Source organism: Streptomyces sp. ISL-36 (genome assembly GCF_018614205.1).
Lineage (GTDB): Bacteria > Actinomycetota > Actinomycetes > Streptomycetales > Streptomycetaceae > Streptomyces.
This window is the reverse complement of the sequence record NZ_JAGGOS010000187.1, coordinates 1-11436: the sequence shown is the minus strand read 5'-3', so window position 1 is coordinate 11436 and position 11436 is coordinate 1. Positions and strand designations below refer to the sequence as shown.

The following is an 11436-nucleotide window of genomic DNA, read 5'->3' as shown; positions in this document are numbered from 1 at the left end:
GTCCCGGGCCGCGTCAGGGTCCGGCGGGGGGCCGCTCGGGCGGCGCCCGGGTTCAGCGGGGGCCGGCTCGGGCGGCGCCCGGGTTCAACGAGGGTCGCTCAGGCGGCGCCGCCGGTCACGCCGGCGTCCGGGACGCTCGCCGCGTCCTTCGCGGTGACCTCACGGAGCATGCAGGTCAGCCGAGCCGTGCAGACGCGCTTGTCCTGCTCGTCGGTGATCACGATCTCGTACGTGGCCGTGGAGCGCCCCCGGTGGACCGGCGTCGCGACACCCGTCACCAGACCGCTGCGGACCCCGCGGTGGTGCGTGCAGTTCAGGTCCACGCCCACGGCGATCTTGGAGACCCCGCCGTGCAGCATCGAGCCGATCGAGCCCAGCGTCTCGGCGAGCACCGCCGACGCGCCGCCGTGCAGCAGTCCGTACGGCTGCGTGTTGCCCTCCACCGGCATCGTGCCGACGACCTTCTCCGCCGAGGCCTCGACGATCTGCACGCCCATCCGGTTGCCGAGGTGCCCGGCCGAGAAGAGGGCGGGAAGATCCACGCCGAGCACGGCGTACTCGTCGATGATCTCCTGCGGGAACTTCACGTGCTGCTGCTCACCCATCGGCCCGGCTCCGTTCGTCTTCGTACGGCTGCTGATCCACCTGAGCAAACGCTTAGGCGGAGTGTGATTGTTCCAGACGTACGATCACGGACTTGCTGGCGGGGGTGTTGCTGACGTCCGCGGTGGACTCCAGCGGCACCAGGACGTTCGTCTCCGGGTAGTACGCCGCCGCGCACCCGCGGGCCGTCGGATAGTGCACCACCCGGAAGCCGGGCGCCCGCCGCTCGCTGCCGTCCGTCCACTCGCTGACCAGGTCCGTGTACGCCCCGTCCGCCAGGCCCAGCGCCGCCGCGTCCGCCGGGTGGACCAGGACGACGCGGCGGCCGCCCTTGATCCCGCGGTAGCGGTCGTCGAGGCCGTAGATCGTGGTGTTGTACTGGTCGTGCGAGCGCAGGGTCTGCAGCAGCAGCCTGCCCTCCGGCACCGCCGGGTACTCGACGGGCGCGGCGGTGAAGTTGGCCTTGCCGGTGGCCGTGGGGAAACGGCGCTCGTCCCGCGGGGCGTGGGGCAGCGCGAAGCCGCCGGGGTTCGCGGCGAGCCGGGCGTTGAAGTCCTCGAATCCCGGCACCACGCGCGCGATGCGGTCGCGGATCGTGGCGTAGTCCTTCTCGAACTCCTCCCAGGGTGTCGCGGATCCGGCGCCGAGCACGGCACGCGCCATCCGGGCCACGATGGCCGGCTCCGAGAGCAGGTCGGGGCTCGCAGGCGGCAGGTTGCCGCGCGAGGCGTGCACCAGGCCCATCGAGTCCTCGACCGTCACGAACTGCCTGCCCGACTTCTGGACGTCCTTGTCGGTGCGCCCGAGCGTGGGCAGGATCAGCGCGCGCGTGCCGGTCACCGCGTGCGAGCGGTTCAGCTTCGTCGAGACGTGCACGGTCAGCCGGGCGCGGCGCATCGCCGCCTCCGTGACCTCCGTGTCGGGCGTGGCACCGACGAAGTTGCCGCCCATGGCGAAGAAGACCTTCGCCTCGCCGTCGCGCAGCGCCTGGATGGAGCGGACCACGTCGAAGCCGTGATGGCGTGGCGAGACGATCCCGAACTCCTTGTCCAGGGCGTCGAGGAAAGCGGGCGCCGGGCGCTCGAAGATGCCCATCGTCCGGTCGCCCTGCACGTTGGAGTGGCCGCGGACCGGGCACACCCCGGCGCCCGGGCGGCCGATGTTGCCCCGCAGGAGGAGGAAGTTGACCACTTCGCGGATGGTGGGCACGGAGTGCTTGTGCTGGGTGAGCCCCATCGCCCAGCAGACGATGGTCCGCTCCGATGCGAGGACCATCTCCAGGGCCCGCTCGATCTCGACACGGGTCAGGCCGGTCGCGGCGAGCGTCTCGTCCCAGTCCGCCGCGCGGGCGGCCGCGGTGAACTCCTCGTACCCGTGCGTGTGGTCGCGGACGAACTCCTCGTCGACCGCCCCTTCGGTCTCCAGGATCAGCTTGTTGAGCAGCCGGAAGAGGGCCTGGTCGCCGCCGATGCGGATCTGCAGGAAGAGGTCGGTGAGCGATGCGCCCTTGAGCAGGCCGTGCGGGGTCTGGGGGTTCTTGAACTTCTCCAGGCCGGCCTCGGGCAGCGGATTGACCGAGATGATCTTCGCGCCCGCGGCCTTGGCCTTCTCCAGCGCGGAGAGCATCCGCGGGTGGTTCGTCCCCGGATTCTGGCCGGCGACGACGATCAGGTCGGCCTGGTGGAGATCTTCGAGGGAGACACTGCCCTTGCCGATGCCGATCGTCTCGTTCAGCGCCGAACCGGACGACTCGTGGCACATGTTGGAGCAGTCCGGCAGATTGTTGGTGCCGAACTCGCGGGCGAAGAGCTGGAGCAGGAACGCGGCCTCGTTGCTGGTCCGGCCCGATGTGTAGAAGAGAGCCTCGTCCGGCGAGGAGAGCGCGGTCAGCTCCTCCGCGATGATCGCGAAGGCCCGCTCCCAGGTCACCGCCTCGTACCGGTCGGCCCCCTCGTTCAGGAGCATCGGAGTGGTGATCCGGCCCTGCTGCCCCAGCCAGTAGCCGCTGCGGTTCGCCAGGTCGGAGAGGGGGTGCGCGGCGAAGAAGTCGGGTGTCACGCGGCGCAGGGTCGCCTCCTCGGCGACCGCCTTCGCCCCGTTCTCGCAGAACTCCGCCACGTGCCGCTTGTCGCCCTCCGGCCAGGCACAGCCGGGACAGTCGAAGCCGTCCTTCTGATTGACCTTGAGCAAGGTCTGCGCGGTACGCCGCACGCCCATCTGCGCCTGCGCGATCCTGAGCGTGTGCCCGACGGCGGGGAGCCCGGCGGCGGCGTGCTGGGGCGGCGCGACCTGCGGCGCGTCCTGGACCGGGTCGCCTGCGGGCGGCTTGCTGACCATCGCGCTCTCCCTTGAGCGGTAATCCTGTGGCGTACGTCTCCGATCCTGTCACGGACCGCCGACAGTGGGTCCGCGGGTCGTCCGTGGAGGGGATTGTCAGTGGTCCGTGGCAGGATCGTCTCCGTGGCAGAGACAGCATCGAAGAAGACCGAAGACAACCGTCCCCGCCTGCTCCTCATGGACGGGCACTCGCTGGCGTACCGGGCGTTCTTCGCACTGCCCGCGGAGAACTTCACCACCGCGAGCGGACAGACGACGAACGCGATCTACGGCTTCGCGTCGATGCTGGCGAACACGCTGCGCGACGAGGCGCCCACGCACTTCGCCGTCGCGTTCGACGTCTCCCGCAAGACCTGGCGCTCGGCGGACTTCCCCGAGTACAAGGCGAACCGCTCGAAGACCCCCGACGAGTTCAAGGGGCAGGTCGAGCTGATCGGCGAGCTGCTCGACACCATGAACGCGGAGCGGTTCGCGGTGGACGGCTTCGAGGCCGACGACATCATCGCCACGCTCGCCACCCAGGCCGAGGCGGCCGGCTTCGACGTCCTCATCGTCACCGGCGACCGCGACTCCTTCCAGCTGGTCACCGACCATGTGACCGTGCTGTACCCCACCAAGGGCGTCTCCGAGCTGACCCGCTTCACCCCGGAGAAGGTCCAGGAGAAGTACGGCCTGACCCCCTCGCAGTACCCCGACTTCGCCGCCCTGCGCGGCGACCCGTCCGACAACCTGCCGGGTATCCCCGGCGTCGGCGAGAAGACCGCCACGAAGTGGATCAACCAGTTCGGGTCGTTCGCGGAGCTGGTCGAGCGCGCCGACGAGGTCAAGGGCAAGGTCGGCCAGGCCCTGCGTGACCATCTGGAGTCGGTCAAGATGAACCGGCACCTCACCGAGCTCGTCCGGGACGTCGAGCTGCCCCGCACCGTCGCGGACCTCGAGCGTGCGCCGTACGACAGGACCGCCCTCAAGGGCTTCCTGGAGGTCCTGGAGATCCGTAACCCCAGCCTGCGCGACCGTCTGCTCGCGGTCGACCCCGGCGCGGCGGAGGAAGAGGCCCCGGCCCCGGACGCGGGCGTCGAGCTGGACGGCACGGTCCTGGGCACTGGCGAGCTCGCCTTCTGGCTGGAGCAGCACGGCGACCGGCCGCTCGGCGTGGCCACCGTCGCCACCTGGGCCCTGGGCGTCGGCAATGTCAGCGAGGTCGCGCTCGCGGCGGCCGACGGCAAGGCCGCCTGGTTCGACACCACCCGGCTCGACGAGGCCGACGAGCGGGCCTTCACGGCCTGGCTCGGGGACCCGGCCCGGCCGAAGGTGATGCACAACGCCAAGGACGCGCTGCGGGTCTTCCCCGAGCACGGCTGGCACATCGAGGGCATCACGATGGACACCGCGCTCGCCGCCTATCTGGTCAAGCCGGGCCGTCGCTCCTTCGCCCTGGACGCGCTCTCCGTCGAGTACCTCCACCGCGAGCTGGCCCCCGCCGCCGCGGACGGTCAGCTGGCCTTCGGCGCCGACGAGCACGCCGAGGCGGAGGCGCTGATGGCCCAGGCCCGCGCCGTCCTCGACCTCGGTGAGGCGTTCGGCGAGAAGCTGGGCGAGGTGGGCGCGACCGAGCTGCTGCACGATGTGGAACTGCCCACGTCGCTGCTCCTCGCCCGGATGGAGCGCCATGGCATCGCGGCCGACCGGGCCCATCTGGAGGCCATGGAGCTGCAGTTCGCCGGTGCGGTGCAGCAGGCGGTGAAGGAGGCGCACGCCTCGGTCGGCCACGAGTTCAACCTCGGCTCGCCCAAGCAGCTGCAGGAGGTGTTCTTCGGCGAGCTGAACCTGCCGAAGACGAAGAAGACCAAGACCGGCTACACCACGGACGCGGACGCGCTGGCCTGGCTGGCCGGCCAGACCGAGCACGAGCTGCCGGTGATCATGCTCCGCCACCGCGAGCAGGCCCGGCTGCGTTCCACGGTCGAGGGCCTGATCAAGACGATCGCCGCGGACGGCCGCATCCACACCACCTTCAGCCAGACCGTGGCCGCGACCGGGCGGCTGTCCTCCACGGACCCGAACCTGCAGAACGTACCGGTCCGCACGGACGAGGGCCGGGCCATCCGGCACGGCTTCGTCGTCGGCGAGGGCTTCGAGGCCCTGATGACCGCGGACTACAGCCAGATCGAGCTGCGGGTGATGGCCCACCTCTCCGAGGACGAGGGCCTCATCGAGGCGTTCACCTCCGGCGAGGACCTGCACACCACGGTCGCCTCGCAGGTCTTCGGCGTCGAGCGGACCGCCGTCGACGCGGAGATGCGGCGCAAGATCAAGGCCATGTCGTACGGACTGGCGTACGGCCTGTCCGCCTTCGGTCTCTCCCAGCAGCTGAACATCGAGGCGGGCGAGGCGCGCGCCCTGATGGACACGTACTTCGAGCGCTTCGGCGGGGTACGCGACTATCTGCGCCGGGTCGTCGACGAGGCCCGCGCGACGGGATACACCGAGACGATGCTCGGCCGCCGCCGCTACCTCCCGGACCTGAACAGCGACAACCGCCAGCGCCGTGAGGCCGCCGAGCGGATGGCGCTGAACGCCCCGATCCAGGGCACGGCGGCGGACATCGTGAAGGTCGCGATGCTGAACGTCGACCGCGCCCTGACGGACGCCGGTCTCGCCTCCCGCATGCTGCTCCAGGTCCACGACGAAATCGTCGTGGAACTGGCCCCGGGCGAGCGCGAGCAGGTCGAGTCCCTGGTCCGCCAGGAGATGGCCTCCGCGGTCACCCTCCGCGCCCCGCTCGACGTCTCGGTCGGCGTCGGCCCGGACTGGGAGTCGGCGGCGCACTGACGAGAGCGCACTGACGAACCGGAGCCGGCGCACGCCACCCGACCGCGAGACCGGCGGGCGTGCGCCGGAGCCGGGGGCGGACCCGCCAGAGCCGCGAGGCGGGGGCCGGCCCACACCGAGCTCCCGCGGACAGGCCTCGGAGCGGTCCGCGGCGCTCGGCCGGCGAGATCAGCGGGATCCCGGACGGGAGGGCACCGGCTCGCGAGCCCCGGCGGGCGTCGTTCCGGGGGCCGCCGGCGGAGACGGCCTTCGCAGCCGCATCCCCGCCCCGTACAGCACAAGGCCGACGGCGAGCCCCGCGCCTCCCCCGAAACACGCGGTCGGGATGATGTCCAGGGGCGTCTCGACACGGCCCCAGTACGCGTACCAGCGCAGGCAGCGGTGCACGATCCCGGCCAGGACGCACACCCCGATCAGCCCGCCGGCCAGCCACCGCCCCCGCCGCTCCAGGACCGGAACCTCCGGGGGCGGCGCAGCGGCCGCGGAGGTCGCGCGCAGCGCCCGAACCGTGAACCACACCAGCAGGCCGAGCGCCAACGCCGAGCCGCCGTACTGGAGATACAGATAGACGGGGAAACCGGCCACGATCTCCCCGAGGAACGGAACGGACCGTGTACCCCAGCGGTCGAGGTGGGTGAACGAGTCCCACGCCACATGGGTCACCGCCCCGAGCGCCGCCGAGACGGCGAACCAGGCGGCCAGCGCGGGCGCCCGCCGCCCCCGCCAGGAGCGGCCCCGGACGAACCCGTACACCCGTCCCCTCCACCGTGCCGGCAACAGGGCCATCAGCGGCTCACGCGCCATCAGCCACACCGCCACCAGCGCTGCGGTGATCAGCACATCGACCGTCACGATGCCCAGCGCAGAGTGCGTGACGTCGCCGAAGACCATCGCCTCCGGGATCGCCGTGGCCGCGAAGTAGGTCATGTCGGGCGAGAACGACCCCGCCACGAGCGCGGAGGCGATCAGCGGGCCGCGCGCGGTGCCGTCTCTCCGGAGGCCCGGCAGGACCGCGGCGGCATGACTCAACGTGAACGGCATCGGAACATCCCCCTCAGGATCCGTGCCGACCCCCGGACATCCCCTGCGGGCGGCGGTCGACGGTCCGCCCAGTATGCGCGAGTGATCGGGAGCGGTGTCGGGAGCGATGTCGGGAGTGATGTCGGCGGTCACGAGGGCGGTCAAGAGGTGACGAAAGCGTGAAAGACGGTCAGGGCTCGGTGTTCGCGGGCCCGTCGGTGTCATAGGGTCGCCTGAGTCCACGCGCGGGGAGCGCGAGTGCAGTCGACGGGGAGGGAACCATACGTATGGCAGCGCAATTCGGCCGCCGGCTGCGCAGAGGAGCCACCAGCGGTGCTGTCGTGGCCGCGGCGGTGGCCGCGCTGGCCGCTTCGCAGGGCCCCGGAGTGGCCCCGCCGCCCGCGGACCACGCGAGCGGCGACCGGCCCGTCGGCGCCGGTGACACCACGACACCCCCCGACGGCTCGGCGACCGGTGACTCCCCGTACTACACCGACCTGCCGCCGCTGAACACACCGAACAAGCCCGGCACCTCCATACAACTGCCGATCGTCACCGGCCCCGCGGAGGCCGGCATACCCGCGTCCGTCCTCGCCGCCTACAAGCGGGCGGAGCAGTCCATACGCACCACCGACGCCGCGTGCCACCTTCCCTGGCAGCTGCTCGCGGGCATCGGCAAGGTCGAGTCCGGCCAGGCGCGCGGCGGCCGCGTCGACGCCAACGGCACCACCTTCTCGCCGATCCTCGGCCCGGTGCTCAACGGCGCCGGCTTCGCCAACATCTCGGACACCGACAACGGCGCCTTCGACGGGGACGCGACGCACGACCGCGCGGTCGGCCCGATGCAGTTCATCCCCTCCACCTGGGCGACCTGGGGTCAGGACGCGAACGGCGACGGCCGCAAGGACCCCAACAACATCTACGACGCGGCGCAGGCCGCCGGCCTCTACCTCTGCGCCAACAACCGCGATCTCGCGGTCAAGGCGGACCTGGACCGGGCCATCCTCAGCTACAACCGCTCGACCGAGTACCTCCACACGGTGCTCTCCTGGTTCGAGTACTACAAGCGCGGCACCCACCAGGTCCCGGACGGCACGGGCCAGCTGCCGAGGGACCGCAGCGACACCCCGCGCGGCGGCAACTCGCCGCGACCGACGCAGACGGTGCCCACCACCCCGTCGCCGTCCCCCTCCAACCCGTCCACGTCGAAGCCGTCCACGCCCGTCACACCGGGCACCCCGTCCACGAAGCCGCCGGCGAGCGCGCAGGTGGTACGGATCAAGGACGGCGGCACCGGCACGCTGACGGCCACCGCGGGTGACGTCTTCGCCGCGCGGCCGGCCATCGTCGCGCTCGACTCGGCGGGCAAGCCGGTCGCGAACCTCCGCATACGGTTCGAGATCGTCGGCTCCACCGACGCCAACTTCGGCGGCCTGGCCAAGAGCGTGACCGTCACCACCGGATCGGCCGGCAAGGCCGTCGCGCCGCTCGTCAGGGCGGGCGAGCAGACGGGCACCTTCAAGGTCCTCGCCACGGTCGCGGGACGGACCCTGGCGCCGGTCGAGTTCAAGGCGACCGTCACCGAGCGGCAGGCCGACACCCTCGTCCGCGGCGACGACACCCCACTGACGGCCACCGCCGGCGAGCAGTTCGCCGACCGTGTCCTCGTGAAGGCCACCCTCGACGGCGCGGCCGCCTCCTCGGTCGGACTCACCGCCACCATGATCACCTCGGCGGAGGACCCGCGGACACGCACCGACGGCCCCTACTTCAAGGCCGCGAACGGTGACCCCGTGCGGACGCTCACCGGTCTGAAGACGGACGCGAACGGTGTGCTCACCCTCCCCGACATCTACGCGGACGGCCAGGCCGGTACTTTCCTGCTGCGACTGACCGCGCCGGGCGGCGGCACCGTGACCATCGAGCTCAAGGTCACCGCCCCGGCCCCCGAGCCGACCCCAACCCCGACGCCGACGCCGACGCCTACCCCGACGCCGTCTCCCTCACCGTCGACCGGTTCGCCCGAGGCCACGCCGACACCCTGATCCCGTTCGGTGAGTACGTCTTCACCGCGCCGCCCCTTTGTCCGCCCCGGACGGAGGGGCGGCGCTCTGTGTTCTGAGTGCAACGTGTTCTCATCTCGCGGCCGCGTTGCTACGGTGCCCCAGCCCTGACGCCGCATCAGATCGACACCGGGAGGCCGACCATGCGCGCCCTCGTCGCCGCCGCCATCGGGCTGGTCCCAGTCCTCCTCGTCATCCTGCTCTTCGCCGTCGTCGACCTGCCGCCCGACGGACCCACGTCACCCCAGCCCCTCCTCACCGCCGACCCCGGCCCCCAGAAGTAGGAGGAGCCGTCTATGCGTCGCCGAGCCAGCCTCGTCCTGCTCTCCTTCGCCGTCTGCCTCGCCGCGATGGCCCCCACCCTGCGCTGGTACGTCTTCCCCCGGGCCGTCAAGATCCCGCCGAACCAGTACCAGGTGACGGTCCTGGAGGCGAAGCCCGCGACCCTCCTCAACTACTCCACGCTCAAGGCCGAACAGGTCGAGAAGCTCACGATCATCCAGACCCTCAAGGGCAACGTGGAGGAGTCGAAGAGAATCGAACGCGACGCCGGCCGGGACGTCGTCGTCTGGGACTCGCTCTCCTACGTCGCGGGCCCCGACGGCAAGATGGTCTCCCAGGTCCCCGAGCGGTACATCTTCGACGCCCACAGCCAGGACCCGGTCCACGCCACCGGCGAGTCCGTCGACGGCGACCCGGTCCGCCGCGAGGGCATCGAGTTCAAGTGGCCCTTCCTCACCGAGAAGCGGGACTACCAGTACTTCGACGCCCAGGCCCGCACCTCCGCCCCCATCCACTACAAGGGCACGCGCACCTTCCGGGGCTTGGAGGTCTACTACTTCGAGCAGACCATCCCCTGGACCAAGGTCCCCATGCCCAAGTCGATGCCCGTCAAAGGCATCACCCCCGAATTCCTCGCCCAGACGGGCATCACCCGCTGGTACACCACCAAGCGCATGTTCTGGGTCGACCCGGTCACCGGAGCTCCGGTCAACGGCGAGGAGATCCACCAGGAGGAGCTCCGCAACGCCCGCAAGCTCATGGGCAAGGACACCGTCACCGCCTTCTCCGGCCATGTGAAGATGCGCGAGGACTACCTGCGCAGCACCGAGGAACTGGTGAAGAGCAACCGCGCCCTCGTCCTTCTCGTGACCTCCACTCTTCCGTGGACCTTCGTCGTCCTGAGTCTCGTCCTGCTCGCCCTCGCACTCTGGCTGGAGGCCCGAGGCCGGCGAGGGGACCCCGGTCCGAGGTCCCTCACCTCTCCCTCTTGAGCCGCGCACTGGTGTGCCGGGTCGGCGCCGCAGCCCCGGGGTCCTCCGGCCATGGGTGCTTGGGGTAGCGCCCGCGCAGCTCCGCGCGGACCGAGCGGTACCCGTCCCGCCAGAACGAGGCCAGATCGGCGGTGACGGCCGCCGGACGGCCGGCGGGGGAGAGGAGATGGACCACGACCGGGATCCCCGCCACCCGGGGTGTCTGCGCCAGTCCGAACATCTCCTGCAGCTTGACCGCGAGGACGGGCTGCTCGCCGCCGTAGTCCACCCGTATCCGTGAGCCGCTGGGCACCTCCATCCGCTCGGGCGCCAGCTCGTCGAGCCTGGCGGCTTCGCCGGTCGCCCACGGCAGCAGTCGCTGGAGCGCCTGGCCCGCATCGATCCGGCCGAGGTCGGCCCGCCGCGCCGCCCGGGACAGCTCGGGCTCCAGCCACTCGTCGGCCCGGTCGAGCAGCGCCTCGTCCGATATGTCGGGCCAGGGCCCGGCAAGGACCCGGTGGAGGAACCCGAGCCGGCGCCGCAGCTCCTCCGACTCCCTGTTCCACCGCAGCAAACCGAGCCCCTCGCGCCGCAGCCCGTCGAGCAGCGCCGCCCGGACGAGCCCGGGATCGGCGCCGTCCCGGAGCGGGCGCGCCGCGAGTTCGACGGCGCCCAGACGGGACACCGACCGGGCGACCACGTCCCCGTCCTCCCAGCGGACCTCCTCGCCCGCGTGGAGAAGATGCCCGGCGGCGGTCCGCGCCACGCCCTCGTCGATCACGGCCGCCAGCCGCACCCGGGCCACCGCGCTCCGCGCGGTCCGGTCCGCCACGGCGACGGCCAGCCAGGGTGCGCTGCGCAGCCCCGAGCCCTCGGCGAGCTCGGCGCCGGTCCCCGAGACCATGAGCAACCCGCTGCCCTCGCGCGCCCGGGCCACCCGCTCCGGAAAGGCGAGCGCCGTGACCAGACCGGCGACGGCGTCGTCCCCCCGTTCGGGAGCGCCCTCCGCCCCGGAGCCGCCCGCCCTGCCTACCCCGACCGCCCTGCTTGCCCCGCCCGGCCGCGACCCGGCGGGAGGCGTCCCCGCCTCGGCGGCCGACCGCTCCAGGCGCCAGGTCTCCGCCTTCCAGCGCGCGCCGTAACCGTCACGGCCCCGTCGCGCCGCACGCCAGGCCGCCGCCAGGTCGTCGCCGTACTGCCGGGGCGGTTCCTCGCTCAACAGCGCCACCACCTCGGCCGCCCGCCGCGCGCCGACCTCGGGCGCGCTGTCCAGGAGGGCCCGGGCGAGGCGGGGATGCAGGCCGAGCCGGGACATCCGTACCCCCCGC

General features: G+C 71.9%; 8 protein-coding genes. 4 read left to right on the top strand and 4 right to left on the bottom strand.

The genetic code is table 11. The features are described 5' to 3' along the window. Positions 1-98: 98 nt before the first annotated feature. Positions 99-605, bottom strand: a complete 507-nt coding sequence (locus tag J7E93_RS34930; RefSeq protein ID WP_215074058.1) for a PaaI family thioesterase — start codon at positions 603-605, stop codon at positions 99-101. A gap of 52 nt (positions 606-657) precedes the next feature. Next, positions 658-2940, bottom strand: a complete 2283-nt coding sequence (locus tag J7E93_RS34925) for an FdhF/YdeP family oxidoreductase (RefSeq protein WP_215074057.1) — start codon at positions 2938-2940, stop codon at positions 658-660. A gap of 177 nt (positions 2941-3117) precedes the next feature. Between J7E93_RS34925 and polA the strand changes: the two genes are divergently transcribed. After that, positions 3118-5772 (top strand): DNA polymerase I, encoded by a 2655-nt coding sequence (gene polA, locus J7E93_RS34920; RefSeq protein ID WP_215074059.1) that lies wholly within the window; start codon positions 3118-3120, stop codon positions 5770-5772. Between the two features lie 168 nt (positions 5773-5940). On the opposite strand, the gene J7E93_RS34915 is transcribed toward polA, so the two are convergent. Then, entirely contained in the window at positions 5941-6813 is an 873-nt protein-coding gene (locus J7E93_RS34915) for a DUF4184 family protein (protein ID WP_215074056.1), read from the bottom strand. A 266-nt stretch (positions 6814-7079) separates the two neighbouring features. Between J7E93_RS34915 and J7E93_RS34910 the strand changes: the two genes are divergently transcribed. From J7E93_RS34910 to J7E93_RS34900, 3 genes are all read left to right on the top strand, one after another. Continuing rightward, on the top strand, positions 7080-8837 hold the full coding sequence (locus tag J7E93_RS34910; RefSeq protein WP_215074055.1) for a lytic transglycosylase domain-containing protein: 1758 nt from the start codon (positions 7080-7082) through the stop codon (positions 8835-8837). A gap of 161 nt (positions 8838-8998) precedes the next feature. Beyond that, positions 8999-9139: an SPW_0924 family protein gene (locus tag J7E93_RS34905; RefSeq protein WP_215074054.1), complete on the top strand. Its 141-nt coding sequence runs from the start codon at positions 8999-9001 to the stop codon at positions 9137-9139. 12 nt (positions 9140-9151) lie between these two features. Next, complete coding sequence (locus tag J7E93_RS34900) at positions 9152-10129, top strand: DUF3068 domain-containing protein (RefSeq protein ID WP_215074053.1); 978 nt, start codon at positions 9152-9154, stop codon at positions 10127-10129. On the opposite strand, the gene J7E93_RS34895 is transcribed toward J7E93_RS34900, so the two are convergent. Next, positions 10113-11436: ATP-dependent helicase C-terminal domain-containing protein (locus J7E93_RS34895; RefSeq protein ID WP_285440988.1), on the bottom strand; the 1324-nt coding region annotated here is incomplete at its 5' end. The two genes, J7E93_RS34900 and J7E93_RS34895, sit on opposite strands and share 17 nt — an antisense overlap.